Origin of the sequence: Halostagnicola larsenii XH-48 (genome assembly GCF_000517625.1) — an archaeon.
GTDB lineage: Archaea > Halobacteriota > Halobacteria > Halobacteriales > Natrialbaceae > Halostagnicola > Halostagnicola larsenii.
In genome coordinates, this window is the sequence record NZ_CP007055.1 from 118,256 (window position 1) to 144,290 (window position 26,035).

The following is a 26,035-nucleotide window of genomic DNA, read 5'->3' on the forward strand; positions in this document are numbered from 1 at the left end:
GAACGCTTTCGACCCGATCAGTCCAAAGCGATTTACTCGACCACCTCCTGGTATCTCCCATGAATCCATCGACGTGGCGAACCTACCTCGTCACCCAGTCGTCACTATCCGGCGACCGGTCGACCCCCGAGATCGTTCGGGCGGCGATCGACGGCGGGATCGACGCCGTCCAGCTCCGAGACAAGGGCCTCGAGGCACGGGACCGATACGAGATCGGCCTCGAGTGCAAGGAACTCACCGACGCTGCGGGCGTCGATCTGATCGTCAACGATCGGGTCGATCTCGCGCGGGCGATCGACGCCGACGGCGTCCACCTCGGCCAGTCGGATCTCCCGGTCGCGGTCGCTCGAGACTTGCTCGGGCCCGACGCGATCATCGGCTGTTCGACTTCGACGGTGGCCGAGGCGACGCGAGCCGAAGCCGACGGCGCGGATTACCTCGGCGTCGGGGCGGTGTACGGCACGTCTTCGAAAGACGTCGAGGAGTCGAAAGACGGGATCGGTCCCGAGCGGATTCGAGAGATCGTCGACTCCGTGTCGATTCCTGTCGTCGGTATCGGCGGGATAACCGTCGAGAACGCGGGACCGGTCGTCCAGTCGGGCGCGACGGGCGTCGCTGTCATCAGCGCGATTACGGCCGCCGACGATCCCTTCGAGGCGACGGAATCACTGGTCGAGGCCGTCGAATCCGTCCTCGAGGACGCTCGCGGTACGAACGGTCGACGCGTGACGACCGGGGAAACCGGGAAGGCCGTCGACGACGGAGGTGTACTCGAATGATCGACTTCGACGCTGTATCTACCCGAGAATTCGAGACGGCGCTCGAGCAGCTTCGTGGGGAAGAACCGCTCGTTCAGGCGCTGACGAATCAGGTGACGATGAACGACGTGGCGAACCTCATCCTCCACTGGGGCGGGCTCCCGGTGATGGCGGATTCGTTCGGCGACGCCGGCGAGATGGCCGAAATCGCGGGGGCGATTCTCATCAATACCGGACAGATCGCAGACGACAACGTCGAGGCGATGCACGAGGCCGGGCGGATGGCCAACGATCGGGGGATCCCGGTCGTCCTCGATCCAGTTGGCGTCGGCTCGACTCCGTCCCGAAAGGCCGTCGCCGAGAGCCTGTTATCGGAGGTCGATTTCGCCGTCATAAAGGGTAATTACGGCGAGATCAGCGCGCTTTCGGGCGTCGAGGCTGACGTCAAGGGCGTCGAATCGATCGGCGACTACGACGAGATCGACGAGACGGCTCGTTCGCTCGCTGACTCGACCGGTTCGATCGTCGTCGCCTCCGGCGTCGAAGATATCGTCGCGGACGCCGATGGCGCGGTCTCCGTCTCGGCCGGCCACGAGATGATGGGCGAAGTCGTCGGCACCGGCTGTATGCTCGGTGCGACCCTCGCCGCGTTCTGTGGCGCACTCGAGGACGCCCGCACTGGAGCTGTTTACGGGACGCTCGCGTTCGGGCTCGCCGGTGAACGCGCGACCGACTTGCCATACAACGGCCCCGCGAGTTATCGGACGAACTTCCTCGACTCCGTCGCTGGGTTCTCCCTCGAGGTCGCCGGTGAGGTGGACCTCGAGGGGCGAGTGACCCGCCTCGAGTGAGCTGGTTCGCGTAACCTAACCCGAGCGAAACGACTGACGCGCCCGAATGACCCGCCTCGAGCAACTTGGCTCGAGCAATTCTCGTCGACCGACCGAAGACTCGTTTCGTCGATCCAAAACCGGTTTCGACCGATCGAAGTCTCCAACAGCTATGTCCCTCGAGCGTGAACGCCAATCTGAACCTATGACACGAACTGCGCTCGAAGACGCGGCCCAGTCACTGTCGGAAGCGGCGGAAGCAGCAGACAGTGACGAGGCTAGTGACCGACTCGAAACGCAATCGACCAAACTCGAAGAGCTCGCGACGGCCGGTCGCGGCCCCGATCACGGCCGACTCGCTCGCCACGAACACATTCTCAACGAAATCGCCGATGAGCAAGGCGGTGCGGTGGCGGATCGCGTCGAGGACGCCCTCGAGTCGATCCACGAGTTCCGGGAAACGCTCGAAGGCGTCTGAGCGGACAAACCCCGTTCGGACCGTTTCGAATCAACAGACGGGCTTCGGGTTCGCGCCCATCGCCTCGAGGCTCTCGACGTACTCGCCGTAGGCAGCCTCGATGGCTTCGGTCGCGGCTTCTTCTGCCCGTTCCCACTCGTCGTCACTGTCACACACTGCCTCGAGCAGGTCGCTTACGCGCTCGAGTTGGTCGTCTAAATCGTCGCCGAAATCGCGAAACAGCTGGGCGCTCTGTGGGTCCGCGTTACCGACGAAAAAGCCGACTACCTGCTCTTTCGAGCGCTTGCTCGCGAGGATGCGGCCGGCGAACGCGCCGACGCGGGGAACCGTCGACTCGAGTCCGCGAAGGTACTCGTGGAGCGCGGGGACATCGTCGGGTTCGTACTCGTCGAGTCGCTCGGAGACGGTTTCGTAGTGGCTTCGTTCCTCATCGGCCGTCGTTTCGAACGCCTCGCGAGCCTGTTCGTTCGACTCGTCTCCCGCCCATTCGTCGAAGGTTTGCCACGCGGCGTATTCGGCGTCGGCGGTCGCCTCGAGCACGGGCTCGGTGTCGATGTCGCCGTCCGTGCTCGCGTACAGTGACTTCGAGGACCCCAGTCGGGACAGGGCGGTCTGGTTGCTCTCGCGAACGCGGTCGAGGACAGTCTCGGCATCCGTCATGGACTCCGTTTCGACCGGCTTCGAGTTAGGTGTGTCGTGTCGATCTCACGCAGGCCACGTGAGCGTCGCCGTAGTTTTGCGGTCCCTACCGCTCGGTACGCGGTCCCTTCCGTTGGCTCCGAGGACAGTAACGACGCGATAACAATCACCTCATCCGAACTGTTCTCGGATGCACAATGAAACGACGAACCTATCTCGTGACGGCGGCCGGTGCGGTCGCGCTTGCAGGCTGTGCGGGTTCGGGTGGAGACCCGGACGAAGAAGACGAAGACGATCCGAACGACGATACGCCAGAAGACCACGGTGGCGACGGCCCCGACGACGAGACTGGGACCTTCGACGACTTCGAGGACCTCGATTACTGGTTCACCAAGGAAGGGTCCATGTCCGCCGACGAAGACCGATCGTTAGTCGGTTCTCAATCGGTCAAACTCGAGTCAGCCATGTCCGACGAGCGCGTGATGATCTCGCGCACGTTCGACTCCCCACAGGACTTCTCCGATCAGGTTCCCGGAATGGCGGTCGCTTCGGACATCATTTTGAATCCGATCATCCAGCTTTCGGACGACAGCGGTGACCGGATCGAGTATCGCGGTCGGGTCGACCCCGACCTGCCGTTGATGCGATACAACTTCGGCGTCAGCAAGATCGTCGGCGATCCGAACGTCTCCGAGATCACCTCCATTCAGATCACGACCTGGACGGGCACCGAGAAGGAGCGAACGTTCTGGTGTGACGACCTCTTCTTCGTTCCACGCCTCGAGACGGGGACGGTGATGGTGCAGTTCGACTACGGGCATGAGACGACCTACACCGAGGCCTACCCGGTCCTCGAGGAGTACGACATTCCGGCGACGGCGTTCGTCAACACCAACTACGTCGGGAGCGACTCCCGCATGGACCTCGAACAGCTCGAGGAACTGCACGACGACGGCTGGACGATCGCCAGTCAGTCGGCGACGACCGCCGACCTGACCGAGTCCGACGATCCGGCCGCTCAGATCGAGGCCGGCGTCGAGTGGCTCGAGGACAACGGCTTCGAGGACGGTGCCGGCTACTTCGCGTACCCGCTCGGCCGGTTCGACGAAGCCGCTGTCGATGCCGTCGAAAGCCACCACGACCTCGGATTCGCGAACGGGTACGGCGTCGGCGGCGAGATCGCGAACCCGCAACTCTGCCCGCGCGTCGGCAATCCGGATGCAGACGACGCAGCGCAGTTGCTCGAGCGAACCGCCGAGATGAACGGCCTCACGACGATTTACTACAACGAACTCGACGATGACCGTCTCGACTCCCTCGAGGAGACGATGGCAACGCTCAGCGAGATGGCGTCGGATGGCGACCTCGAGGTTGTTCTCCCGAGCGACGTCGAAGAAAAGTACGTGTTTTAAGCTTCACTGTTCCGCGGGTCACTTTTTCCCCGCTCGCTTTTCCGAAGCCGACTCTTCGCTTCGCTCAGTTGTCGGCTTCGCCTGTCTCTACCGGCGCATTGACGAGATTACCCCACTCGGTCCAGGATCCGTCGTAGTTGACGGCGTCCTCGTAGCCGAGTAGCTCGTGCAGTGCGAACCAGGCAACGGACGATCGCTCGCCGATTCGGCAGTAAGCGACGGTCGTCTCGTCGCCGTCGATGCCCTTCTCGGCGTAGAGTTCCTCGAGTTCCTCCTGGCTCTTGAACAGGCCGTCGTCGTCCGTGACCGCCGCCCAGGAAATGTTCTGGGCACCGGGGACGTGACCGCCGCGCTGGGCCGTCTCCTGGAGTCCTGGCGGCGCGAGGATGTCCCCGCGGAACTCCTCCGGGGAACGAACGTCGACGAGCGGAACGCCGCGTTCGATCGCGTTCTCGACGTCTTCGCGGTAGGCGCGGATGCTCTCGCGCGGTCCTGCCGCGTCGTACTCGACGGCCGGGAAGTCCGGCTCCTCGTCGGTCGTCGGATAGTCGTTCTCGAGCCAATATTCGCGGCCGCCGTCGAGCAGATAGACCTCGTCGTGGCCGTAGTACTTGAACTGCCAGTAGGTGTAGGCGGCGAACCAGTTGGAGTTGTCACCGTAGAGGACGACGGTCGAGTCCTCGGAGATGCCGTGGCTGCCCAGAAGGTCTTCGAAGTCTTCCTTCTCGAGGATGTCTCGTCGCGTCTGATCCTGAAGCTGGGTTTCCCAGTTGAATCCGATTGCGCCCGGTGCGTGGGCCTCGTCGTAGGCCTCCGTGTCAACGTCGACTTCGACCAATCGGAGGTCGGAATCGTCACTTTCGAACTGGTCGAGTCGGTCTTCGACCCAATCAGCCGTTACGAGTACGTCGTTGGCGTAGTCTGTTGCCATACCTACCCGTAGGAACCTGACACACATAGTTCCCCTTCTAACCGGATAATGCCGTCACCGCTTCATTTTATCGGATAATATTGCCTCATCGAAACGCGCTGACCAAACGATGGTGGCTGAACCCGGCGTTTATTGCAGTTTCAGCCTGTTTTTCGAATGTTACCCATTCAACGGTCGTTCGTCCGCACGGAGTGCCGGATATTTTTGCCACAACCTCGGCACCGACGAGAGCGGTGCCGGAACCGGTGCCCTCTCGAGGCTGCGTCGAGATGGTCTCCCCAATGGACGACGCCTACGTCGTTTCGCCGGAGTGGACCGCAGCGCACCTCGAGGATCCGTCGATTCGTCTCGTCGACGTTAGAGACGCCTGGGAGTTCGACGCCATCGGACACATTCCGGGTGCGGTCAACGTCCCGTTCGACAGCTATCGCGACGAGACGAGCGACGAACCGGGAACGCTTCCGGACGCGTCGGCGTTCGCCGACCTGCTCGAGGGCGTTGGAATCGAACCCGACGACACCATCGTCGCCTACGACGACATGCACGGCGTGTTCGCCGCGCGGTTCGTCCTGACCGCGCGCGTCTACGGCCACGAAGACGTTCGGCTCCTCGACGGCGATTTCAGCGCGTGGAATCGCGAGCGCGAGACGACGACCGACGAGCCCGAACTCGAGTCCTCGAGCTACGAGCCGGATCCGCTGTCCGCCGAGGAGAGCCCGCTGATCGATCTCGAAGGGGTCGAAGCCGCGCTCGAGCGCGACGCGATCTTCGTCGACACCCGCGAGCGAGACGAGTACGAAGAAGCCCGCCTGCCCGGCGCGGTTCGGTTCGACTGGCGCGAGGTCGTCGACGACGAGACGCGCCGACTCAAACCCGAATCCGAACTCGAGGAACTGCTCGCCGAGCACGGAGTCACGCCCGACCGCGAAATCGTCCTCTACTGTAACACGGCGCGGCGGATCAGCCACACCTACGTCGTCCTCCGGGCGCTCGGCTACGAGAACATCGCGTTCTACGAGGGGAGCCTCTCGGAGTGGATCGCGGCGGACGGCGTGCTCGAGACCGGCAGCGAGTAGCGTTTGCGGGCCGGATACTGGAGCCAAGCGCCGCTACTCTCAGTCGTGTCCGAGAGCGCTGGTCAGCAAAACCGGAGCACCGTGATCGTCGAGGAACCTTGCGTGGGCAGGCCAAGGGCGTTTTTCTGGGAGACGCTTTGGGTTACCCGAACCGATGTCTACCACCGATACTCGAGCGGAGACGCTCAAGAAAGCGAGCACCGTCACGACAGTGATCGACGCGCTGGTCGAATTCGCGAAGGGACGGCGGGCCGGCGGCCTCCTACTGCTCGGTGCTGCCGCCCTCTCCTCGCGCGTTCCGGGGATCGGAACGGCGGCTTCGATCCTGCTCCGTGCGTCTCGCCGATTCCGCTAAGTGCTGAGACACGCATCACCGGCCGCATTCGTCAGAACGGACGATGCGGTTGCTGTCGTTTTCTGCCGATTCATCGCAGTGAGAGAACAGGTTCTCGGGGATGTCGACGACCACCCCAGCGAACGCTGGGAAATCGAAACCGCGCGATCAGGACCACCGCTAGAGCCCGCTCACGTCCCGCCAGTCCGGCGTCGTCGAGTAGGGCCTCGAGGCGACCTCGTCGAACGCCGCGAGTACGACCTCGTTCAACGCCGGGTGGACGTGGACCGTCTCGGCGATATCGGCCACCGTTCCGTCGCCGCGCTGGACGGCGACGGCGACCTCGTGGATCAGCGTCGAGGCCTGCGGACCGACGATGTGACAGCCCAGTATCTCCCCGTCGGGGGCCGCCAGCACCTTGACGAACCCGTCGTCGGCCTCGAGGACCATCCCCATCGGTGCGGTACCGTAGGGGACCGTCGCCGCGTCGTACTCCCGATCCGCCGCCGCGAGTTCGGACTCCGTGTGTCCCATGCTCGCGACCTGCGGTGACGTAAAAATCGCGTGGGGAACGCCGGTGTACTCGACCGCCCGTTGCTGGTCGTCCAGCACGTTCGCCGAGACGATCTCCGCCTCGTAGTCCGCGATGTGTTTGAACGGGAACTGACCGGTGACGTCGCCGAGCGCCCAGATTCCATCCACGTCGGTCTCGAGGGTCTCGTCGACTGGAACCGAGCCGTCGTCGGCCGTCTCGAGGCCCGTCTCCTCGAGGTCGAGCGTGTCCGCGTTCGGTCGTCTCCCGGCCGCGACGAGGAGGCCGTCGGCCTCGAGTTCTTCCGTTGTGTCCCCGTTATCCCTATTTTCCGTCGGCTCGACGGTTACGGAGACGCCCCCGTTTCGACTCGAGACGGCCGTCGCCTCGAAGCCCGTATAAAGATCGCAGTAGCGCTCGAGCGAGTCCGTGACGACCGCGCTCACGTCGTCGTCTTCCCGCGGGACGAGCTGATCGCTTCGCCCGACGATCGATACCTCGGTGCCGAGCGCGCCGAAGAAGTAGCCGAGTTCGGCTCCGATGTAACCGCCGCCGACGATCACGAGCCGATCGGGCCGTTCCTCGAGGTACAGCGCGTCGTCGCTGGTCAGGTACTCGAGGTCCACGAGGCCGTCGATCGGCGGCTCCGTCGGTCTCGAACCGACGGCGACGATCACGTCCTCGCCCCGGATCCGCCGTCCGTCGGCGTCGGCACCGCCGTCCTCGCTTTCGGGATCGACGAGTTCGACCGTTCGCTCGTCGACGAACCGACCCGCCGCGTCGTAGAGCGTGATCCGATCGTTCGCCTCGAGGCTCTCGCGCTGGTTACCCGCCTTTTCGAAAACCGTCTCGTGGATCGCGTCGGTTATCTCACCGTATGCGACGTCGGTCACGTCGGCGTCGATCCCGAGCCGATCCGCGCGGCGGATCTCCGTGATGACGTCCGCGCGGTGGATGAGCCCCTTCGAAGGTACGCAGCCGCGGGTGATGCAGGCCCCGCCGAGCGGGCCGGGTTCGAGGACGGCCGCCTCGAGTCCCTTCTCGGCCGCTGCCGTCGCGACCTGCGAGCCGGATCCGCCCCCGAGGACGACGATGTCGTAGTCTTCCATGCGCGGCTCTCGACCACGACGATGGCCAAATAACCGGGGTCTGTGTACGGCTTCGAGTGGAGTTTACTGGGCTTAGAGCCAGTCGCCGCCGTCGTCGTCCTGCGAGCCCTCGTGGTAGGTCTCGAGCGTGGCCGCGAGATTCTCGAGGGCGGCTTCTTCGGTCTGCCCCTGGCTCGAGACGCCAGTTTCTGTGTCTTCTGCGATGTAGAGTTCGTTCTCGACGGTCACGGTGATCGACTCGTCGTCCGCGAGGTCGCCCGCGTCGCGCGCGTCACTGGTCATACGCGATGCTATCGTCGGTGGCGTCAAATATCTGCTGACAACGGGCTTGCGCTCGAGTGTGGATTGGTCCAAGCTGTACGAAATCACGTCCGGTTTGCGCCACAGTTGTTTGCTAATTCGTGTCACTGTCTCGAGTATGGAGCGCGTTTCTATCGACGAGGTCGGCCCTCCTCCGTACGACGACTGCCGCTCGGACCGGCGCGCGTTAGCTGACCCGCTGGGAACGTCCGATGTCGCGATCACTCGGAACGTCCTCGAGCCGGGCGAACGACTCAGCGGCTCGGTCCACACGCACATAGATCCTATAATAGATATGTACAGTCGGAATCATTCAATAGTCGCCACGATTGAATAACGACTACTCATGGTCATGCGAATTCGGATCGGATCGGGCGACGACGATGACGACGACGAACGCGGCTGGTCGGAAACCGACACCGAAAACGCGAGACGGGAAGATGGTGGGGGTGAAGACGGCGAGGGCGATGACCGGTCGTGGATCCGTGCGATCGTGATCCCGCCCGATCTGGGCGGGCTGTTCGCTCGGCTCGCGTTCGTGTTCCTTCTGCTGACGATACTCTCCATGTTCGCGCTGGTCGCGGTCTTGCTCATCGAGTCCGACGAGCCGTTCGTCGATCAACCCCACCTTGAGGATCCGATCAGCGGGTGGATCTGGCTGCTATCGCTCACCGGAACTGCGGTTTCGACGATTGGGTACACCGCGTGGTCGTTCTGGAAACAGCGGCGATTGCGGGAACGGTACCTACAGAATCAGCCCTCGGGCTATCGCGAGACGCCGTTTTACGAGCGTCCTATTCGCGCCCTCCAACTCGCGAGCGACGATAGTAACGAGCTCGACGAGTACGAAAAACGAATCCAAAAGACGGTTACCGCGCTCGTCCTCTGTGTCTTCGTCGGCGCCATCCCCGGACAGATTGTACTGGACGCGTTACTGGGGTTGTGATCGTACTGGCGTCGTAATCGACCGGGTCGCTTTCGGCCACCACAGAAAAAGGCTTTAACGCCGCCGTCTCGTACACCGAGCAAATGGTACTCGACGATCTCGGGAGTTCCCTTCGGGGCACCCTCGATAAACTCCGCGGGAAGTCACGGATCAGCGAAGAGGACGTCGAGGAGATCGTCAAGGAGATCCAGCGATCGCTGCTCTCTGCCGACGTCGACGTCTCGCTCGTCATGGAGCTGTCGGACAACATCGAACGGCGGGCGCTCGAGGAAGAGCCGCCCGCCGGAACGCCGGCGCGCGATTTCGTCCTCCGCATCGTCTACGAAGAACTGGTCGACCTCATCGGCGAGTCGACCGACCTCCCGCTCGAGGAGCAGACGATCCTGCTCGCGGGACTGCAGGGGTCGGGGAAAACGACCTCCGCGGCGAAGATGGCGTGGTGGTTCTCGACGAAGGGACTCCGCCCGGCCGTCATCCAGACGGACACCTTCCGGCCCGGCGCGTTCGAACAGGCCGAGCAGATGAGCGAGCGCGCGGAGGTCGAGTTCTACGGCGACCCCGACGGCGAGGACCCCGTCCAGATCGCCCGCGAGGGGCTCGAGGCGACCAGTGACGCGGATGTCCATATCGTGGACACGGCGGGTCGCCACGCGCTCGAGGACGACCTGATCGCCGAAATCGAGCAGATCGAAGGCGTCGTCGAGCCGGATCGGTCCCTGCTCGTCCTCGACGCGGCGATCGGTCAGGGCGCGAAAGATCAGGCCCAGCAGTTCGACGAGTCGATCGGCATCGACGGCGTCGTCATCACGAAACTCGACGGGACGGCGAAGGGTGGCGGGGCGCTGACGGCGGTCGATCAGACCGATTCCTCGATCGCGTTCCTCGGAACCGGCGAGGAGGTACAGGACGTCGAACGGTTCGAACCCGACGGCTTCATCTCGCGACTGCTCGGAATGGGCGACCTCGGCCAGCTCGCCGAACGCGTCGAGCGCGCGATGGCCCAGACCGAAGACGAAGAGGAAGACTGGGATCCAGAAGACATGCTGCAGGGCTCGTTCACCCTGAACGACATGCAAAAGCAGATGCAGGCGATGAACAACATGGGGCCGCTAGATCAGGTTATGGACATGATCCCCGGCTTCGGCGGCGGGATCAAAGACCAGCTCCCCGACGACGCGATGGACGTCACCCAAGAGCGGATGCGGACCTTCGAAGTCATCATGGATTCGATGACCGACGCCGAAAAGGAGTACCCGAAGGCCATCGGTGCGAATCAGGTAAAGCGGATCGCCCGCGGCTCGGGCACGGACGAACAGCAGGTCCGAGAGCTCTTAGAGCAGTTCAAGATGATGGAGCGGACGATCAAGCAGTTCCAGGGCATGGGTTCAGAAAAGGAGATGCAGCGGATGATGCAACAGATGCAACAGGGCGGTGGCGGCGGAGGCGGCGGCATGGGCGGGATGGGGCCGTTCGGATAACCGCGTGTTGACCTCGAGCGTCGAGCGAATCGAGGATGTAGCGCTCGAGTTGTCCGTCCGTGGTCACTTCGGCCATCACCTTCATGCCGCCGTAGACGCGTGCGTCAGTATGAATCGTCGTCAGTATCTCTCGACCGCGGGCGGTCTCGCCGTCGTCTCTTCTCTCGCCGGCTGTCTGGGCGGCGTCTTGGGCTCCGACGAAGGAGAACAGCTTCCGGACGACCACCGCGACGAAGAACGTGCTATCAACCGCGCGGTTGGCAAGCTAAACAAGGCCGCAGTTTCCATCGAGGGTGCCGAAAGCGGCCTCGAGAATCCGAGCGAAGCCGACTTTTCACCGGACGAGCCACAGGCGTTCATCGATACCGCGCGAAGCGAACTCGAGTCGGTCGAGGACTCGGATATCGCCCAGGAACTGGACAGTTATGCGGACGTTCTCGAGGCCATGATCGGTGTCCTCAAAACGCTCACGGACGACTCGCTCGCGGCGGACGTCGAGGCCGTCTCAGCGGAAATTGACGGCGGAGACACGTCGGATGCCGACGACACGCTCGAGACCCGTCGTGAGGAGACAGCCGAGGCTCGCAGGAGCTACGATGGAGCGATGGAAACCCTCGACGGTCTCGACCGGGGCCGTCTCGAGGAACACTCGATCGTCGACCTCGACCGCGTCGAGTCGGGAGTCGAAACGCTCGGGGACGTGCTTGGATCCGTCGAGTCGCTGCTCTCGGGCTACGACTCGATGCTCGCCGGCCACGAATCGCTCGAGGAGGGCGAGAAACGATTCGATGCGGGCGAGTACGAACGCGCGGCGACGGCCTTCGAGAGCGCGGCCGATTCGTTCGGTGACGCGACGGAGACGTTTGCCGACGGCGAATCGGACGCTCCGTCGGGTCTCGCGGAGTACTTCGAGAACGGTCGATGTCAGAGCGGTCACCTCGAGACGGCCGGGGCGGCGTTCGCTGACGCTGCAACCGCTGCTGACGACGGTGACATCGTCGATGCACAACGATCGCGAAGCGAAGGAGAAGACGCCCTCGAGGCGGCCGAAAACTGCTAACGTTGACGAATCGATAGAAAACTGCTACAATCAGGCGTCAACCGGCCGTCCGTCCTCGGTCGGCGGCGCGACGTGATCGACGTACTCCTCGAGCGTCGGTTCGTCGACGCGAACCCGGACCGCGATTTCGCCGAGTTCGTCGGGTTCGCCGACGGAGAAGTTCACCCGGTTTTCGAACGCCGCCTGTTTTTTCAGCGCGAAGCTGAAGGTCTGTCCCTCCCGGCTCGAGAAGAACTCGCCGCGGGCGGTGTCGAGGATTTCCTGGCGATGAAGCAACTCCGAAAACTGCTCCATCGAGTGTGCTTCTCCCCTGATCTCGCCGAGGCTCTCCGCTAAGTCGGCGTTCGGAAAGACGTTCGTCACGGCGTCGGCGACTCGAGCGGTGACCTCGGTGTCGTACACCGGTGCCGTGATCTCGATGTCGACGCGGTAGATGTCGGTTTGCGCTGCGCTCATGAATTGTGTACCCGTTGTTCGCCGTCTCGAATGATGGTTCGGATCCGGTCGTGAAACGCCTCGAGCGTCTCGGTGTTGTCGACGACGACGTCCGCTCGTTCCATCGCGTCGTCCATGCCGAAGCCGCGCTCGCGCTCGTCGCGCGCCGCGAGGCCTTCGCCGCCGTCGTCCTCGCTTGCGTCCCGACCGCGCGCGTCGATTCGCTCTTCGCGGAGGTCGAACGGCGCTTCGATACTGACGAGCGTGAAGTCCGACCCGAATCGTTCTTCGAACGCGTCGACTTCGACGCCCGACCGGATGCCGTCGACGAGGACGGCGTCGTGGCGCTCGAGGCGGTCCTCGATCATCGGCAGCGACCGCTCGGCAATCGCCGCTGGGCCGTTTTCCTCGCGAAGCGCTTGCGCGACGGTGCCGTGGTCTTTCGCGGGGTCGAGTCCGCGGTCGGCGGTCTCCTGACGGACGACGTCGCCCATCGTCACGACAGGAATTCCCTCTTCGCGTGCGACGGTGGCTGCCTCGCCCTTGCCGCTGCCGGGCAACCCCACCGTTCCGATGACGTGCATCGGGGAGAGATACAGGCGAGGGCTGCATAAGGGCTGTGTCTCGTTCGCGGCCCGGCGGAACTCGATTGGACCTGTCTCGAGTTACCGCCCGATAACCCGCTCGAGTAACTGCTACCCGACGATACCAGGCGGAGGAACGAACCAACCGACGGGATTATCCCGCGCGAAGAGCTTCTGTCTCCCGTGTCTCAGCACTCGTTTTTCGTCCGGGCGCTCTGGTTCGTCTGCATCGGTTGGTGGCTCACGCCGATCGTGGTCAATCTGGCCTGGGCGCTCAACGTGACCGTCATCCTTGCACCGATCGGAATCAAACTCACCAATCTCGTCCCGACCGTGTTGACGCTACAGGAGTCGCGTTCGTTCACCGAACCGGATCTCGCCCGGGGTCAGCACTCGCTGCTCGCTCGAGCGCTGTACTTCGTCTTCGTGGGCTGGTGGCTGAGCTTCCTCTGGGCGAACCTCGCTGTCATCTTCGCGATTACCATTATCGGCTTACCGGTCGCAGTCTGGCTGGTTAACCGACTGCCGTTCGTCACCTCGTTGTATCGCTTCCACGGCTGAGGGAAATCCCAACTGCTTATGGCCTTTGGGGGGCGAACCGTACTCGAGGGCACGTAGCTCAGTCTGGATAGAGCGTCGGACTTCTAATCCGACGGTCGTGGGTTCGAATCCCATCGTGCCCGTGAGAACGTGCCGAGAACGGCGAGGCACGTCGAACGGACCACGATGGGTTCGAATCAGGGAGCAGCTTGCTGCGACCGTGGTTCGAATCCCATCGTGCCTTCTAGAAATTAATCGCTCGGAGTTCTACCTATCCGTAAGCATCGAGTTGGAAATCGTATATATTCGAGAGATATTCGTTTCGGTTCCATTCAGAAAATCAGAATTCCTCACGCTACGTACCGTCCCCTCCGTCTGCTATCGTTTTCCATCGCTCTCCACAGCGCTCCGAATCGAACGACTCTGTTCCTATTGTGGAAGCGAACGCACTCGAGACTCCCTGCCCGACGGTGAGCGCACGCGAGAGTTTTTAATAGAAAACGAAGGAGGCTTCCACAGTACTGGTCGAACCGGACGGATTCGCGAACCAGCATCGAACGTCGGTCTCGAGCGGTTTCGAGATCGCCAATTGCACCCGGCGTCGCACTGCCGTCCGTTCGCAGGCTGTTCCACAATGGATCTGAACGCACTTTCACTCGAGCGAGCGGAATCGTCGAACGATCGCGCAGTAAGTCCCGTCATCGGCATCGTCCTCATGGTCGGGATCACCGTGATCATGGCTGCTATTATCGGGGGACTCGTCATGGGCATGATCCCCGACCAGACGTCACAGCCGACGGTTAACCTCGAGTTTCAAGAACACAACGAGACGGTGACAATCGCCCACGGTGGTGGTGACGACTTCGATGCCGCGGGGGTGACGATCACCGGCAGCGGGATGACCGAGGAACTGTCCGCGACGGCGGACGACGACAGCGGCGGCATCGAGAGCAATTCGTGGGATAATTCGACCTCGACCGGCGATTCGATTACGCTCGCCGAGGATTCGGACGGTGGTCTCGATGCGGACGGCGGCGAGATTCAGGTCGTCTGGAACGCCAACGACCGGAGCACGATCCTGGATCGGTTCGAATATAGCGGGACAGACTGACTGGCGCGGATCTCGAACGAACACCCCGAGCCGACGGTCAGCTACGGGTAGGTTGCTCGAGGTGATGCTCTCCACTCGATTTTATTAGGATACTCGTAGCCAGATCCAGTGCAATGTCATCAATGCTCACAGACCGCGTTGCGGTAATCACCGGCGCCTCGAGTGGAAACGGGCGAGCGATGGCCCGGCGGTTCGCGACCGAGGGGGCCGATATCGTAATCGCCGATATTCAGGAAGAACCGCGGGAGGGCGGCGAACCCACCCACGAACTGATCGACTCCGAAACGGACGCCAGTGCGACCTACGTCGAGTGCGATGTCACGAGTCGATCGGAACTCGAGGACGCCGTCGACGCCGCCGAGGAGTACGGCGGGGTGGATGTGATGGTGAACAACGCAGGGATTTTCCACGAGGACGAGTTCCTCGAGGTCGACGAGGAAACCTACGATCGGATGATGGACATCAACGTCAAGGGGACCTTCTTCGGGGCGCAGGCCGCGGCCAAACGGATGGTCGACGCCGACGGCGGCTCGATCATCAACCTCTCGTCGGTCGCGGGACTCGAGGGGTCGGCCGATTACATCACCTACTGTGGGACCAAGGGGGCGATTCGACTGTTGACCTACGCGATGGCGTCGAATCTCGGCCCGGACGGCATCCGCGTGAACGCGATTCATCCCGGACTGATCGAGACGACGATGACGACGGAGGACGTCGAGATCATGGGGACCGACGCCGAGGAGGGATTCGTTCAGGCGATTCCCTCGAGGCGTGCGGGCCAGCCCGAAGACGTCGCCGACGCCGCGTTGTACCTCGCGAGCGACCTGTCGGATTACGTCACCGGCGAGTCACTGATCGTCGATGGCGGGATGACGAACACGCAGTAACTCGAGCGATTTGCTCGAAATCGATCGACCCAAACCTTCGATGAAGAGGGCGCAATTGACTGCCGTTCGTTTCGAAATTTACGCTTCGAACCCGTCTCCACGGCTCGCATGCTCGCCGTTCCGATCCGAGGTCTTCGCAGGCTCAGACCTCGCTCTCCTCGAACCCGTCCTCAAAGCGAAACGTCCCGTTGCGCTGGACGACCTCGCCGTCGACTTCGATGAACGAATCCTCGCTCATATCCACGATCATATCGACGTGGACCGCGGAATCGTTCTGTTCGTTGTCCTCGCCGACGGTGTCGTCGTAGGCTCGGCCGACCGCCATGTGGACGGTGTCGCCCATCTTCTCGTCGAATAGCATGTTGTAGGTGAACTGGTCGATATCGCGGTTCATCCCAATGCCCAGTTCGCCGAGGCGTCGAGCGCCGTCGTCGGTCTCGAGCACTTCGGTCAGCGTCTCTTCGTTCTTTTCGGCCGAGTGGGAGACGACCTCGCCGTCCTCGAACTCGAGATACGCGTCCGTGATCTCTCGGCCCTGGTGGTACAGCGGCATGTCGAACAGCACCTCTCCCTCGACGCTGTCGGGGACGGGCGCGGTGAAGACTTCGCCGCCGGGTAGGTTGTTCTCGCCGTAGTCGTTGATCGTCGGATTATCCTCGACCGACATGGTCACATCGGTGGTGTCGCCGCTTACGATACGAACCTCGTCGGCGGGGTCGAGGATTTCGACCATCTGTTGTTGGTGTTCGCGAACTCCCTCCCAATCCTTGTTGACGGCGTCCCAGACGTAGTTCTCGTAGGCTTCGGTGCTCATCTCTGCGAGTTGGGCGTTCGCGGGCGCGGGATACTGGGTGAGACACCAGCGCTTCGAGAGTCGCTCCTCGAGGATCGGGCGCTGGGCCTGCCGGTAGGCGGCGCTGACCTCCGGATCGACGTCGCTCGTCTGCGTAACGTTGTCGCTGGCTCGGATCGCGATGTAGACGTCCGTGTTCTCGATGAGCGCCCGTTCGTGTTCGGGGGTTTCGAACTCGTCGTCTGCGAGGTCGGCTCCCGCGGCTTTCAGATACGCGCGACGGTTTCGGGTGCCGGTTCGTTGGCTCGTCGCGACGGGGTTCGCGCCGATGTCGCCGATCACCTCGTGCAGGGCGACGACGAGGTCTTCGGCGACGGGATGAGCGTCGATGACGACGTTGTCGCCCGCCTCCATGTCGACGGAGTGGTTGGCGATGATTTCGGCGTGTTCGCGAATGCGTGGGTCCATACCCGGGTAGTCGGACCCGGCCGTGAAAAACGGTTTGTGATCCGGTTGGTTTCGGAAGCGACCACTAACGACGGTCTCGCCGCTCGCAAACCCACCGCGGCGGATCACCCCACTCGATCCGCTACATCGTCCATCGCTGTCCCTCGAGTTCGACCAGTTCTCGCAGGAAGGACACCGTCGCCGCGGTCAACACGAGTCCGAGCGACGTTGCGAGACCGAGCGCGAGCAGTAATCCGACCGGCCCGCCGATACTCACCAGGATCGAAAGGACGAGCGAGGCGACGGCGGCGGTCACGGCGTGCCAGACTGCGAACCAGAAGTACGCGCCGCCATCGACCGCCATCCTGTGGGATCGGCGGAATGCCTCGAGAAAGCGGGCGTCGTCGACGACGAACAGGAACGGGACGGCGTAGAAGAGATACGCGAGCACGATCATTACGGGGAACGCCAGGAGTACCAGAGGCGGTGCGACGAGCAGAACCGGGGCCAGTACCGCGAACACACCGATGATGAGGAGGTTATAGAGGACGAGTCGCGGCGCGTACCGCAGAACGCAGGCGACGGGTTCGATCCGTTCGTGCTCGAGTCGCCTGTCGAGTCCGCCGACGTAGATCGCCTCGAGCACGGCGATCACGACGACGGAGACGATCGCCCCGATGACGATGAGCGGAAGGATAGCGAGTCCGATCGACTCGAGCAAGCCAACGACGATGTCGAACGGCGTGTCGACGGTCAGATCGGTACCGCCCGGTGTCGGTCCGCCGCCGTCGAACCCACTCGGCGGCGTCCCACCGGTTGGACTCGTCGGGTCCGTCGCGGGCGATCCATACACGCCGCCCGTGCTCGCAGGGGCGGGTTCCGGCGGGGTGGCAAGCGACCAGAGATCGAGCAAAGTCGACGGGAGGGCGAACTCGAGATTGATAGAAAATCCCCGGTTCGGCGCGAGCGTCCGTCGAACGTTAGAAACGTTCAAAAGCGCCGTCAGGAGTGGAACCAGTGCAAACACCGCCAGGTCGTCCAGTCGGTCCGTGATTCGGCCGACGTGCCACCAGAACCCGCTCGGGCTCTCGTCGGGATCGGTCGCGTATTCGTCCGGTTCGGTTGGAGTGGGGACCATTCAGTCTCTCGCAGACGTGACACCGAAATGAATCTGTCGGTGAAATAACCTCACCGATATTCGCGGGTGCCGGCCGGGCCAGACCGAGTAACGAAGCCGAGTTTGGCCGAGCGACGGAACTGCGTTCGGCCGAGAGAGAAGACAGCGGTCGACCGATCGTCTGTCGCGGGGTCGAGTCCGTGACCGGCGGTTACCGATCGCCGTCCATCCCCTCTCGGAACTCGAGGATGGTCCGACGAACCAGCATGTACGAGAAGAAGATCAGCGACAGCAGTATCACGACCACCACGATGATGACCGGGTCGTCGGGGAGCAGGTCCAGCATTGGCGAGCCATACACTCTGCCGGCGCAAAATCGTTTCGACCTCAAGCGACCCATCACTGTAGTGACCGATTTCCCGATCAGCTTGAGAAGCGATTCCCCTCTCGAAGGCGGTTTTGCTAGCTAAAACTCGGATTTTAGCTAACCGCGGGTATTTCTCTGTGGGGGGTGTAGCCAGTGATGTCCCGGTCTCCCGCCCTCCATCGCCTACTGACATTCCCGAGACCGGGGCGCTGCCCGCTGGTCCCGCCCTCAGCCGGTCCACGACCGGCTCACACCATTCGTCAGGCAGGCTCGAGTCCGCTCGGGCTTGCTGACCTGTCCCACCGCGGTGCCTGTCCAACTGCCGTCTACCCGCTCCTCTCGTCCGCGCAGTGGTCCCCGCTGGCGCAGTCGATTTGTCGATAGTACCCCAATAGCAGCCGATCCCTTGTTGCTTGGTTACAACTGGCCGCCGAAGGTCTCGAGGACGGTGCCGTCGGTCGCGAGTAGCCGTCCCTCGAACGCGTCGGACTCGACTTCTATCGTCGCAAAGCCGGGCGTGTTTCCGCGCGGATCGGCGTGGCTGCCGGGATTGAGCAGCAGTACGTCGTCCGTCTCGACGACAGTCGGCTGGTGGGTGTGTCCTGAGACGACGATCTCCGCGTCTCGCGATCGACCGAACATCGCCAGCCCCGTTTCGCCACCGTCCCGCCGGTGGGTCATGGCGATGCGGAGGCCGTCGTGCTCGACGGTTCGTGCCGTCGGAAGCCGATCCCGGACCGCGACCGAATCGGCGTTGCCGTGAACCGCGTAGAGCCGATCGCACTCGGACTGGAACGCCTCGAGCGCCGTTGTACTCGTAAAATCGCCGACGTGGAGGACCGCCGACGCGTCTCGAACCGCCTCGAGCGGTGCGCCCTCGAGTTGGTGGCCGCCGGTGCTGTGCGTATCGGAGCAAATCGCGATCATGGGGTCGCTACCGCGTCGGGCCCGACGAACTTTTCGTTTGTCCGGCAGCAGGCTCGCGTCTTCTCACTCGATTTGACCGATCAACTCTTCGTCGTCTGCTGCGTGGAGCGCGACGACCGTTTCGCTCACCGGCGGTTCCGTCAGGATTGCGGTGACGGTCGTCCGCTCGAGGTCGACCGCCGAGGGGACCTGCTCGTATCCCGTCTGTGTCTGGACGCCGACCGCGACGTCCGTCGGGCTCGCTCCCGGCGGAAGCGCCGCGGGATCGTACGCGAGCGTGAGTTGAATCGCCTCGAGTCCCTCGATTCCCTCGAATCCGACGAGTTCGACCGGCTTGGTGAGTGCATCGTCGGGTGCCGTCCGATCGCTCTCGCTCACGTGAACCGAATCGGGAATCCGATCGGCGACGATCGCAGCGTGTGCGCGCTTTCGAATCGCACCTTCGTCTCGTTCTCTGCGGTCCCCTTCGTCGGTTTCGTCCTCGCGTGTGTTCGAGGCGAGCACGCGCGAGGATTCGTCCTGATACTCGAGCGTGATCTCGTGCACGTCGGTCGGATCGTATCCGGGGATTGCCATCGATTTCCCTCAGCGTGGGGAGGTAGTATGGTTGGTGCGTGCGTACGCCGGGTCGAGACGAATCCTTTTATCGCGGGAGGAACGTATCACTCATCGTGGCCGAGACTGACGGGTACATGCGCTTTTTCCCCTACGAAGAGCCGTACGAAAACCAGCGGGAAGCGATGGAGCGGATGTACAACTCGCTGGTTCGCGGCCAGAACGTGCTCTTCGAGGGAGCCTGCGGAACGGGAAAGACGCTGTCGTCGCTCGTGCCGGCCCTCGAGGTCGCCCGCGAGCAGGACAAGACGGTCGTCATCACGACGAACGTCCACCAGCAGATGCGCCAGTTCGTCGCCGAGGCGCGAGCGATCGCCGCCGAGGAGTCGATTCGGACGATCGTTTTCAAAGGCAAAGCCTCGATGTGTCACATCGACGTCGGCTACGAAGAGTGCCAGGCGTTGCGTGACAACACCCGCTCGCTCGTCGAAACCGAACGCGACCACGACCAACTCGAGCAACGCCAGCGCGAACTCTTAGCAGAGAGCCGGGAGGGCGACTCGAGCGCAGCGGAGGCCCGAAGCGCGGTGATGGACGAACTCGAGGAACTCGAGGAGGATCTCGAAGACCTCGACGAGCAGAACGTCTGTGAGTACTACCACAACAACCTCACCCAGAACACCGACGAGTTCTTCGGCTGGCTCTTCGAGGACGTGCGGACGCCCGATCAGATCTACGAGTACGCCGACGAGCGGAACCTCTGCGGGTACGAACTCCTCAAAGAGGGGATCGAGGGCGTCGATCTGGTCGTCTGTAACTATCACCACCTGCTGGATTCGGGCATTCGAGAGCAGTTCTTCCGGTGGCTCGGACGCGATCCGTCGGACGTGATCGCCGTTTTCGACGAGGCGCACAACGTCGAGGACGCCGCCCGCGAGCACGCGACGCGAACCTGCACGGAACGGACTTTCGAATCCGCGCTCGACGAACTCGCGGATACCGACGATCCGCTGGCAGAACCCGCACGGAACGTCATCAGCGCGTTCGCAACCGCCCTCGTCGACACCTACGAGGACTCGTTCGGATTCGGTCGACGCGAGCAGATCGGCGAGAACTGGGAGGACGTGCCGATCAGCAACGACGAGGGCCGAGACGATCTAGCGATCGCCTTCCTGCAGCGATACTCCGGCCAGGGCATCGACACGGATCTCGAGGCCGCGTTGAAACTCGGCAAACGACTCGACGAGCAGTACGAGGAGGAGTATCGGGAGGGCGAGACGGCGACCAGAACGGAGTGTCAGACGTTACAGGCCGCATCGTTCGTCAGCGCGTGGATGGACGAGGGGACGAACCAGGGACTGTACCCGGTCGTCTCGGTCCGTCGGGATGCGGGAACCGGCGAGGTCTACGGCCGCGCCGAACTGTACAGCTGTCTCCCGCGAGAAGTGACGGGCGAACTGTTCGAGGAGGTCCACTCGACGGTGTTGATGAGCGCGACGCTCCAGCCCTTCGATGTCACGGAGAACGTCCTCGGTCTCGCCGAACCGGTGACCATGGCCTACGGCCTCCAGTTCCCCGCGGAGAATCGCCGAACGTACGCCGTCGAAACGCCGCCGCTGTTCTCGTCGGACCGAGACGATCTCGAGGTTCAGACGGCCGTCACCGACGCGATCGCCGACGCGGTTCGGCTCACCCCCGGAAACACGCTCGCGTTCTTCCCCAACTACGCCGAGGCGACGCGGTACGCCGACCGACTCGAGAGGCGGTCCCCCGCCGCGTCGGTCTACAGCGACGAACCGGGCGTATCCGTCGAAGACCTGCGCCGGAAGTTCGTCGCGGACGACGACGCTGTGCTCTGTACCTCGCTGTGGGGAACGCTCGCGGAAGGCGTGAGCTTCGACGGCGACGACGCCACGACGGTCCTCGTCGTCGGCGTGCCGTACCCGCACCTCGACGACCGCGCCGAGGCGGTACAGGAGGCCTACGACGCGGCCTTCGACGGCACCGACACGGGCTGGCGCTACGCCGTCGAAATCCCGACCGTCAGAAAGACCAGACAGGCGCTCGGTCGGGTGATTCGCTCGCCCGAAGACGTCGGCGTCCGGGCCGTCCTCGACCGCCGGTACTCCTCTCGAGCGAAGTCGGATCTCGGCAAGTACAGCGTCAACAGTACGTTTCCGATAGAGGAACGCGAGGAACTGATCGATATCGATCCCGAGAAACTCAAGTTCGCGATGTTGAACTTCTACGCGGATCACGATCGGTACGACGGTGACCCGCCCGAGCCGTAACCCACTGGTAGTGGAGTTCCTGCAGAACGGAGTGAACTACCACTCGATAGCCACGTCGGCGGTCCCGCTCATGACGACCGCATAGTGCGTCCCGCCGTTCTCGACGGTCACGTCGAACGTCTCTTCGTCTTCGACGCTCCACGTTTCGATGGGGCCTTCGTCCTCGTGTTGGATCTGAAACCCGATCGAATCCCGTTCGACGTCCGGGTCTTCGTCCGAATCCTCGCCGGTCTCTGCGATTTCCTGTACCTCGACGGTCGCGGTCAGTTCGGTCCCCTCCTCGGCCTCGAACTCGGCTCGCGTCTCGTCGTCTAACGTGGCATCGACGCCGCTACCGCCCAGAACTCCTCCGCAGCCGGCAAGCGGAGTGATCGCCGCAATCGCCAGAAACGCTCGTCTGTGCATACCGGTTGGTTCTGACACCGACGTGTAATAATTTCTGGCTGTGTTACTGACCAATCATCTGTTTGAATTGTCACACAGGAGGGGAACTCACATTGACAATGGAACGCGGCTCACCGGCACCTTTTCCGTTCCGTTCCAGAACTCGAGACCGTCGACCGTCCACTCGATCGGTTCGAGATCTCGCGATGCGAGTTGCGTTGCATCCTCGAGAGAGCCACCTCGAGCCAGCGTGATATGGGGGACGTACTCCGGTCCCTCGAGTCCGTCGACGGGATCGAACGCGTCGAGCAACTCGCGGTGGATCGACTCGAGACCGGGACTTTCGACCGCCAGATAGACGACGGGAGCGGTCCCCAACGGCGGATCGGAAAAGTATTCGATCCCCACGATTCGGGCCTCGACGGGGGCCGTTCCCTCGAGCGCGCGATTGACCCGGTGTTGTAACTGCGAGATGTGCGCTTGGTCGCCGAGTCGTTTGAGGACCATCGAGTGGTTCTCGCGAATCGTCTCGAAGGCCCGGAGCGACGGATAGAGTTCCGTTGCGAGCTGTCGGGCCTGCCCGGGAACGGGGACGTTGACGCTGTACACGTACGCTTTCGATTCGTCTGGTATCGTATCAGTGTTCGGTTCGAGCGACCGCTGGCACGACGGCCGGGGTTAGACGATGTCGAGCAGCCAGAGGACGATCAGGATGATCGTCCCCAACAGCAAAATCGGGAGCAACGCCTGGAGCCAGTTAACGACCCTGCCAACGATCGAGAGGACGAGCCAGACGGCAAGCAGCGCGAGCACGACCTTCAACAGCGTTTCGACTTCGATGGACCCGCTGGTATCGATCATACGTTCTGCTTTGCGTGACTGTCACATAAGCACTGTGTCGTCGGAGTCGGAAAGACCTATTTAGGCGGCCATACCATCACCGTACAATGGTCGGGAAGGGGCTTCGAGCCCTGGTTTGTGTGCTCGTGGTAACAAGTATGTTGCTCGTGGTGGGCTCGCCAGCGGGTGCGACGGCTGACGTCGGATCGACGTCCCCCGCCGCGATACAGCAAGGCTCCGGGGACGAACTGACGCTCGATGATGCCGATACCATCTTGACCGAAGTGGAACTCCAGTCCGACGGCAACGCGACCGTCTCCGTCGACTACCGATACCATATCGGCAACGACTCCGAGACGGCCGAACAGTGGGACGAACTGGAGCAAGACGTCAATTCGAACGATCAGACGTACATCGACGAGGAGGCGTCCAGTTGGCAGGAGACCCTCGAGGAAGGCGAGAACGAAACCGGCCGCGATATGAACGTCTCCGGATTCACCGTCGAAACGAACGAAAGCACGACGCCCCGAGAGTACGGCCACGTCCAGTTTACCTTCGATTGGGAATCGTTCGCCTACGTCGAATTAAACCGGATCGAAGCGGGTGATGCACTAACAGGATTCATGCTCGACGACGATACGGAATTGCAGATCGGTTGGCCCGACACCTACAACGTTACCGCGGTCGATCCGGAGCCCACCACATCCGAGGACAACTGGGCGACGTGGGACGGTGACGACGCTGGATCCGACGCACAACCCCCGAAGGTCGAACTGATCGAAGAAAGCGATTCGGCGAACGAATCGTCGCCCGAAGATGGCGGACCGCGGTCGATGCCGGCCGATACGCTCGCCGCCGCGGCCGTTCTCGTCGTCGTCACGACGACCGCCGTCGTTGCGGGGTGGTTGTTCAGACGCGACGGTGACGAGCCGGTAACGGCCCCCGAAAACGGCGCTGAATCGGCGGAGTCGGTTGCCACCGATGCCGGTCAGGCAACGATGCCGCCCCCCGAACTGCTGAGCAACGAAGAGCGCGTATTACAGTTACTCGAGAAGCGGGGCGGCCGTCTCAAACAACAGCAGGTCGTCTCGGAACTCGACTGGACCGAAGCGAAAACCAGTCAGGTCGTCAGCGGATTGCGCGAGGATGACGAAATCGATGTCTTCAGAATCGGTCGCGAGAACGTCTTGACGGTAGCCGAGGAGGAAGCTGACGACCGCTCCGACGAATAGGCTCGGCGCTGTCGAGAAAACATCGCACTATCGTCACTTTCCCGTCTACTGCTGGTCTCCGCACTATTCCCGCCTCTGTACATCCTCTTTTGGAGGCCGTCTCTGATCAATCCCCGAATCGCGTAGCGATCGCCTCACAAAGGAGCCTTTAAGTGATTCGAGTATCATACTCAGCACAATGAGCAACCTGATCGGTGCTTCGGTTCGCGATTCCGTGACCGACAGGTTCACCCCTCGGCGGCGGCCGCGGCGGGCCTTTTGAGCCCGCACTATTTCCTTCCCACAACGCCGATGATTTCCACACTTCGAACTCTCTATTTGTAGTTAGCAGGCGCTCTATCGTATTTTTACGAGACTTAAACCAATGAACTTAAGTCTCCCCTTCCGTTTCACTCGAGTACGATATGACACGTGTGGCACTTGCGTTTTCGGGCGGACTGGACACGACCGTCTGTGTCCCGCTGCTCGAGGAAGAGTACGGATACGACGACGTTATCGGCGTCACCGTCGACGTCGGTCAGCCGGCCTCCGAATTCGACGAGGCCGAAGAGACGGCCGAAGCGCTCGGCCTCGAACACTACGTCGTCGACGCCAAGGAGGAGTTTGCACAGCTCTGTCTCGAGAGCGTTCGCGCGAACGCGACCTATCAGGGCTACCCGCTTGGAACCGCCCTCGCACGCCCGGTGATCGCCGAGGCGATTCTCGAGGTTGCAGAAGAAAACGACTGTACCGGTATCGCACACGGCTGTACGGGCAAAGGAAACGATCAGCTCCGCTTCGAAGCGATCTGGCGCGACTCCGACCTCGAGGTCATCGCACCGGTTCGCGAACTCGGGCTCACGCGCGAGTGGGAACAGGAGTACGCCGACGAGAAGAACCTGCCCGTCGAGGGCGGCAGCGGCGGCGACTGGTCGATCGACACCAATCTCTGGAGCCGTTCGGTCGAGGGCGACAAGCTCGAGGACCCGAGCTACGTTCCGCCGACTGATATCTACGAGTGGACCGACGAGCCGACCGGCGATATCGAAGAAATCGAGATCTCGTTCGAACAGGGCTACCCCGTCGGCATCGATGGGGAGGAGTACGACTCGATCGACCTGATCGAGACGCTCAACGAGCTCGCCGGCTCCTACGGCGTCGGTCGCACTGACTCGATGGAAGACCGCATGCTCGGTCTCAAGGTTCGCGAGAACTACGAGCACCCGGCGGCGACGACGCTGCTCAACGCCCACGAGGCGCTCGAGGGCCTCGTGCTCACCCAAGAAGAGCGCCAGTTCAAACAGCAGATCGACCAGCAGTGGTCCCAGAAGGGCTACGAGGGGCTGATCGACGCGCCGCTTGTCGACGCGCTCGAGGGATTCATCGCCGAGACTCAAAAGCGCGTCACCGGAACGGTTACCATCAGATTCGAGGGCGGACAGGCCCGCCCGGTTGCCCGCGACAGCGAGTACGCGGCGTACTCGGCGGCCCACGCCTCCTTCGACACCGAAACGGTCGGTAAGATCAAACAGGAGGACGCGACGGGCGTCGCGAAGTACCACGGCTTCCAGCGCCGTCTCGCAAACGCCGCGATCGAGGACATCGACGGCGACGCCGTTTCGGTCGCGACCGACGGCGGCGACGACTCGAGCGAGGAATAAGC

29 protein-coding genes and 1 tRNA gene are annotated in these 26,035 nt (G+C 62.7%); 16 read left to right on the forward strand and 14 right to left on the reverse strand.

What is annotated here, in order from left to right; all coding sequences use genetic code 11:
* The first annotated feature begins 59 nt into the window (after positions 1–59).
* The 3 genes from thiE (at position 60) to HALLA_RS00590 (ending at position 2,066) form a co-directional block, all read left to right on the forward strand.
* The gene (gene thiE, locus HALLA_RS00580) at positions 60–779 is read left to right on the forward strand and encodes a thiamine phosphate synthase (protein ID WP_049951571.1); all 720 of its coding nucleotides are present in this window, start codon (positions 60–62) and stop codon (positions 777–779) included.
* Positions 776–1,609 carry a hydroxyethylthiazole kinase gene (gene thiM, locus HALLA_RS00585; RefSeq protein ID WP_049951572.1) on the forward strand — a complete coding sequence of 278 codons (834 nt, stop codon included), beginning with the start codon at positions 776–778 and terminating at the stop codon, positions 1,607–1,609. The genes thiE and thiM overlap by 4 nt, the downstream gene beginning before the upstream one ends.
* Positions 1,610–1,793: 184 nt before the next feature.
* Complete coding sequence (locus tag HALLA_RS00590; protein ID WP_049953953.1) at positions 1,794–2,066, forward strand: DUF7553 family protein; 273 nt, start codon at positions 1,794–1,796, stop codon at positions 2,064–2,066.
* Between the two features lie 30 nt (positions 2,067–2,096).
* On the opposite strand, the gene HALLA_RS00595 is transcribed toward HALLA_RS00590, so the two are convergent.
* A complete protein-coding gene (locus HALLA_RS00595; RefSeq protein WP_049951573.1) occupies positions 2,097–2,726 on the reverse strand; it encodes a hypothetical protein in 630 nt (209 codons plus the stop codon).
* 176 nt (positions 2,727–2,902) lie between these two features.
* Here HALLA_RS00595 and HALLA_RS00600 point away from each other — a divergent pair, with 176 nt between their 5' ends.
* The gene (locus HALLA_RS00600) at positions 2,903–4,117 is read left to right on the forward strand and encodes a polysaccharide deacetylase family protein (protein ID WP_049951574.1); all 1,215 of its coding nucleotides are present in this window, start codon (positions 2,903–2,905) and stop codon (positions 4,115–4,117) included.
* Between the two features lie 64 nt (positions 4,118–4,181).
* On the opposite strand, the gene HALLA_RS00605 is transcribed toward HALLA_RS00600, so the two are convergent.
* Positions 4,182–5,048 (reverse strand): sulfurtransferase, encoded by an 867-nt coding sequence (locus HALLA_RS00605; RefSeq protein ID WP_049951575.1) that lies wholly within the window; start codon positions 5,046–5,048, stop codon positions 4,182–4,184.
* 281 nt (positions 5,049–5,329) lie between these two features.
* On the opposite strand from HALLA_RS00605, the gene HALLA_RS00610 reads away from it, so the two are divergent.
* The gene (locus HALLA_RS00610) at positions 5,330–6,124 is read left to right on the forward strand and encodes a sulfurtransferase (RefSeq protein ID WP_049951576.1); all 795 of its coding nucleotides are present in this window, start codon (positions 5,330–5,332) and stop codon (positions 6,122–6,124) included.
* 154 nt (positions 6,125–6,278) lie between these two features.
* Positions 6,279–6,479: a hypothetical protein gene (locus HALLA_RS00615; RefSeq protein WP_049951577.1), complete on the forward strand. Its 201-nt coding sequence runs from the start codon at positions 6,279–6,281 to the stop codon at positions 6,477–6,479.
* Between the two features lie 159 nt (positions 6,480–6,638).
* Here HALLA_RS00615 and HALLA_RS00620 read toward each other — a convergent pair whose 3' ends face one another.
* Both HALLA_RS00620 and HALLA_RS00625 read right to left on the reverse strand, forming a co-directional pair.
* Positions 6,639–8,099 carry a dihydrolipoyl dehydrogenase gene (locus HALLA_RS00620; protein ID WP_049951578.1) on the reverse strand — a complete coding sequence of 487 codons (1,461 nt, stop codon included), beginning with the start codon at positions 8,097–8,099 and terminating at the stop codon, positions 6,639–6,641.
* A 72-nt stretch (positions 8,100–8,171) separates the two neighbouring features.
* On the reverse strand, positions 8,172–8,381 hold the full coding sequence (locus tag HALLA_RS00625) for a type II toxin-antitoxin system HicB family antitoxin (RefSeq protein WP_049951579.1): 210 nt from the start codon (positions 8,379–8,381) through the stop codon (positions 8,172–8,174).
* 364 nt (positions 8,382–8,745) lie between these two features.
* Here HALLA_RS00625 and HALLA_RS00635 point away from each other — a divergent pair, with 364 nt between their 5' ends.
* The 3 genes from HALLA_RS00635 (at position 8,746) to HALLA_RS00645 (ending at position 11,883) form a co-directional block, all read left to right on the forward strand.
* A complete protein-coding gene (locus HALLA_RS00635) occupies positions 8,746–9,345 on the forward strand; it encodes a hypothetical protein (protein ID WP_049951581.1) in 600 nt (199 codons plus the stop codon).
* Between the two features lie 83 nt (positions 9,346–9,428).
* On the forward strand, positions 9,429–10,823 hold the full coding sequence (locus HALLA_RS00640) for a signal recognition particle protein Srp54 (protein ID WP_049951582.1): 1,395 nt from the start codon (positions 9,429–9,431) through the stop codon (positions 10,821–10,823).
* 109 nt (positions 10,824–10,932) lie between these two features.
* The gene (locus HALLA_RS00645; protein WP_049953954.1) at positions 10,933–11,883 is read left to right on the forward strand and encodes a hypothetical protein; all 951 of its coding nucleotides are present in this window, start codon (positions 10,933–10,935) and stop codon (positions 11,881–11,883) included.
* Between the two features lie 30 nt (positions 11,884–11,913).
* On the opposite strand, the gene HALLA_RS00650 is transcribed toward HALLA_RS00645, so the two are convergent.
* Positions 11,914–12,339 (reverse strand): RNA-binding domain-containing protein, encoded by a 426-nt coding sequence (locus HALLA_RS00650; RefSeq protein ID WP_049951583.1) that lies wholly within the window; start codon positions 12,337–12,339, stop codon positions 11,914–11,916.
* Entirely contained in the window at positions 12,336–12,902 is a 567-nt protein-coding gene (locus HALLA_RS00655) for an AAA family ATPase (protein WP_049951584.1), read from the reverse strand. Before HALLA_RS00655 ends, HALLA_RS00650 begins: the two co-directional genes overlap by 4 nt.
* A 183-nt stretch (positions 12,903–13,085) precedes the next feature.
* Here HALLA_RS00655 and HALLA_RS00660 point away from each other — a divergent pair, with 183 nt between their 5' ends.
* The 4 genes from HALLA_RS00660 to HALLA_RS00675 all read left to right on the forward strand — a co-directional run bounded on the left by HALLA_RS00660 (position 13,086) and on the right by HALLA_RS00675 (position 15,440).
* Positions 13,086–13,463, forward strand: a complete 378-nt coding sequence (locus tag HALLA_RS00660) for a YccF domain-containing protein (protein WP_049951585.1) — start codon at positions 13,086–13,088, stop codon at positions 13,461–13,463.
* Between the two features lie 47 nt (positions 13,464–13,510).
* Positions 13,511–13,585, forward strand: a tRNA-Arg gene (locus HALLA_RS00665).
* 491 nt (positions 13,586–14,076) lie between these two features.
* Positions 14,077–14,553 carry a type IV pilin gene (locus HALLA_RS00670; RefSeq protein WP_049951586.1) on the forward strand — a complete coding sequence of 159 codons (477 nt, stop codon included), beginning with the start codon at positions 14,077–14,079 and terminating at the stop codon, positions 14,551–14,553.
* A gap of 113 nt (positions 14,554–14,666) precedes the next feature.
* Complete coding sequence (locus HALLA_RS00675; protein ID WP_049951587.1) at positions 14,667–15,440, forward strand: SDR family oxidoreductase; 774 nt, start codon at positions 14,667–14,669, stop codon at positions 15,438–15,440.
* 142 nt (positions 15,441–15,582) lie between these two features.
* Here the strand turns inward: HALLA_RS00675 and HALLA_RS00680 are convergent, their stop codons facing one another.
* The 5 genes from HALLA_RS00680 to HALLA_RS00695 form a co-directional block, all read right to left on the reverse strand.
* Entirely contained in the window at positions 15,583–16,701 is a 1,119-nt protein-coding gene (locus tag HALLA_RS00680; protein ID WP_049953955.1) for an aminopeptidase, read from the reverse strand.
* Between the two features lie 121 nt (positions 16,702–16,822).
* Positions 16,823–17,818 (reverse strand): hypothetical protein, encoded by a 996-nt coding sequence (locus HALLA_RS00685; RefSeq protein ID WP_049951588.1) that lies wholly within the window; start codon positions 17,816–17,818, stop codon positions 16,823–16,825.
* A 190-nt stretch (positions 17,819–18,008) separates the two neighbouring features.
* Positions 18,009–18,143 carry a DUF7859 family protein gene (locus HALLA_RS21565; protein ID WP_277921470.1) on the reverse strand — a complete coding sequence of 45 codons (135 nt, stop codon included), beginning with the start codon at positions 18,141–18,143 and terminating at the stop codon, positions 18,009–18,011.
* 438 nt (positions 18,144–18,581) lie between these two features.
* Positions 18,582–19,091: a metallophosphoesterase gene (locus HALLA_RS00690; protein WP_049951589.1), complete on the reverse strand. Its 510-nt coding sequence runs from the start codon at positions 19,089–19,091 to the stop codon at positions 18,582–18,584.
* A 63-nt stretch (positions 19,092–19,154) separates the two neighbouring features.
* A complete protein-coding gene (locus HALLA_RS00695) occupies positions 19,155–19,667 on the reverse strand; it encodes a hypothetical protein (RefSeq protein ID WP_049951590.1) in 513 nt (170 codons plus the stop codon).
* A 95-nt stretch (positions 19,668–19,762) separates the two neighbouring features.
* Between HALLA_RS00695 and HALLA_RS00700 the strand changes: the two genes are divergently transcribed.
* Positions 19,763–21,937: an ATP-dependent DNA helicase gene (locus tag HALLA_RS00700; RefSeq protein ID WP_049951591.1), complete on the forward strand. Its 2,175-nt coding sequence runs from the start codon at positions 19,763–19,765 to the stop codon at positions 21,935–21,937.
* A gap of 36 nt (positions 21,938–21,973) precedes the next feature.
* Here the strand turns inward: HALLA_RS00700 and HALLA_RS00705 are convergent, their stop codons facing one another.
* From HALLA_RS00705 to HALLA_RS00715, 3 genes are all read right to left on the reverse strand, one after another.
* Positions 21,974–22,342 (reverse strand): hypothetical protein, encoded by a 369-nt coding sequence (locus tag HALLA_RS00705; RefSeq protein ID WP_049951592.1) that lies wholly within the window; start codon positions 22,340–22,342, stop codon positions 21,974–21,976.
* Positions 22,343–22,429: 87 nt separating this feature from the next.
* Positions 22,430–22,930, reverse strand: a complete 501-nt coding sequence (locus HALLA_RS00710) for a 2'-5' RNA ligase family protein (protein ID WP_049951593.1) — start codon at positions 22,928–22,930, stop codon at positions 22,430–22,432.
* A 69-nt stretch (positions 22,931–22,999) separates the two neighbouring features.
* Positions 23,000–23,182 (reverse strand): DUF7554 family protein, encoded by a 183-nt coding sequence (locus HALLA_RS00715; protein WP_049951594.1) that lies wholly within the window; start codon positions 23,180–23,182, stop codon positions 23,000–23,002.
* A 137-nt stretch (positions 23,183–23,319) separates the two neighbouring features.
* On the opposite strand from HALLA_RS00715, the gene HALLA_RS00720 reads away from it, so the two are divergent.
* Positions 23,320–24,393, forward strand: coding sequence for a helix-turn-helix transcriptional regulator (locus HALLA_RS00720; RefSeq protein ID WP_049951595.1), 1,074 nt, complete (start codon positions 23,320–23,322; stop codon positions 24,391–24,393).
* Between the two features lie 404 nt (positions 24,394–24,797).
* Positions 24,798–26,033 (forward strand): argininosuccinate synthase, encoded by a 1,236-nt coding sequence (locus HALLA_RS00725; protein WP_049951596.1) that lies wholly within the window; start codon positions 24,798–24,800, stop codon positions 26,031–26,033.
* Positions 26,034–26,035 lie beyond the last annotated feature (2 nt).

Coding starts and splice junctions, on each gene's coding strand:
- HALLA_RS00690 (WP_049951589.1), bottom strand. CDS start 19,091: ATGATCGCGATTTGCTCCGATACGCACAGCACCGGCGGCCACCAACTC.
- HALLA_RS00625 (WP_049951579.1), bottom strand. CDS start 8,381: ATGACCAGTGACGCGCGCGACGCGGGCGACCTCGCGGACGACGAGTCG.
- HALLA_RS00685 (WP_049951588.1), bottom strand. CDS start 17,818: ATGGTCCCCACTCCAACCGAACCGGACGAATACGCGACCGATCCCGAC.
- thiE (WP_049951571.1), top strand. CDS start 60: ATGAATCCATCGACGTGGCGAACCTACCTCGTCACCCAGTCGTCACTA.
- HALLA_RS00590 (WP_049953953.1), top strand. CDS start 1,794: ATGACACGAACTGCGCTCGAAGACGCGGCCCAGTCACTGTCGGAAGCG.
- HALLA_RS00600 (WP_049951574.1), top strand. CDS start 2,903: ATGAAACGACGAACCTATCTCGTGACGGCGGCCGGTGCGGTCGCGCTT.
- HALLA_RS00595 (WP_049951573.1), bottom strand. CDS start 2,726: ATGACGGATGCCGAGACTGTCCTCGACCGCGTTCGCGAGAGCAACCAG.
- HALLA_RS00655 (WP_049951584.1), bottom strand. CDS start 12,902: ATGCACGTCATCGGAACGGTGGGGTTGCCCGGCAGCGGCAAGGGCGAG.
- HALLA_RS00610 (WP_049951576.1), top strand. CDS start 5,330: ATGGACGACGCCTACGTCGTTTCGCCGGAGTGGACCGCAGCGCACCTC.
- HALLA_RS21565 (WP_277921470.1), bottom strand. CDS start 18,143: ATGCTGGACCTGCTCCCCGACGACCCGGTCATCATCGTGGTGGTCGTG.
- HALLA_RS00645 (WP_049953954.1), top strand. CDS start 10,933: ATGAATCGTCGTCAGTATCTCTCGACCGCGGGCGGTCTCGCCGTCGTC.
- HALLA_RS00680 (WP_049953955.1), bottom strand. CDS start 16,701: ATGGACCCACGCATTCGCGAACACGCCGAAATCATCGCCAACCACTCC.
- HALLA_RS00650 (WP_049951583.1), bottom strand. CDS start 12,339: ATGAGCGCAGCGCAAACCGACATCTACCGCGTCGACATCGAGATCACG.
- HALLA_RS00675 (WP_049951587.1), top strand. CDS start 14,667: ATGTCATCAATGCTCACAGACCGCGTTGCGGTAATCACCGGCGCCTCG.
- HALLA_RS00640 (WP_049951582.1), top strand. CDS start 9,429: ATGGTACTCGACGATCTCGGGAGTTCCCTTCGGGGCACCCTCGATAAA.
- HALLA_RS00695 (WP_049951590.1), bottom strand. CDS start 19,667: ATGGCAATCCCCGGATACGATCCGACCGACGTGCACGAGATCACGCTC.
- HALLA_RS00620 (WP_049951578.1), bottom strand. CDS start 8,099: ATGGAAGACTACGACATCGTCGTCCTCGGGGGCGGATCCGGCTCGCAG.
- thiM (WP_049951572.1), top strand. CDS start 776: ATGATCGACTTCGACGCTGTATCTACCCGAGAATTCGAGACGGCGCTC.
- HALLA_RS00635 (WP_049951581.1), top strand. CDS start 8,746: ATGGTCATGCGAATTCGGATCGGATCGGGCGACGACGATGACGACGAC.
- HALLA_RS00715 (WP_049951594.1), bottom strand. CDS start 23,182: ATGATCGATACCAGCGGGTCCATCGAAGTCGAAACGCTGTTGAAGGTC.
- HALLA_RS00670 (WP_049951586.1), top strand. CDS start 14,077: ATGGATCTGAACGCACTTTCACTCGAGCGAGCGGAATCGTCGAACGAT.
- HALLA_RS00725 (WP_049951596.1), top strand. CDS start 24,798: ATGACACGTGTGGCACTTGCGTTTTCGGGCGGACTGGACACGACCGTC.
- HALLA_RS00705 (WP_049951592.1), bottom strand. CDS start 22,342: ATGCACAGACGAGCGTTTCTGGCGATTGCGGCGATCACTCCGCTTGCC.
- HALLA_RS00615 (WP_049951577.1), top strand. CDS start 6,279: ATGTCTACCACCGATACTCGAGCGGAGACGCTCAAGAAAGCGAGCACC.
- HALLA_RS00605 (WP_049951575.1), bottom strand. CDS start 5,048: ATGGCAACAGACTACGCCAACGACGTACTCGTAACGGCTGATTGGGTC.
- HALLA_RS00720 (WP_049951595.1), top strand. CDS start 23,320: ATGTTGCTCGTGGTGGGCTCGCCAGCGGGTGCGACGGCTGACGTCGGA.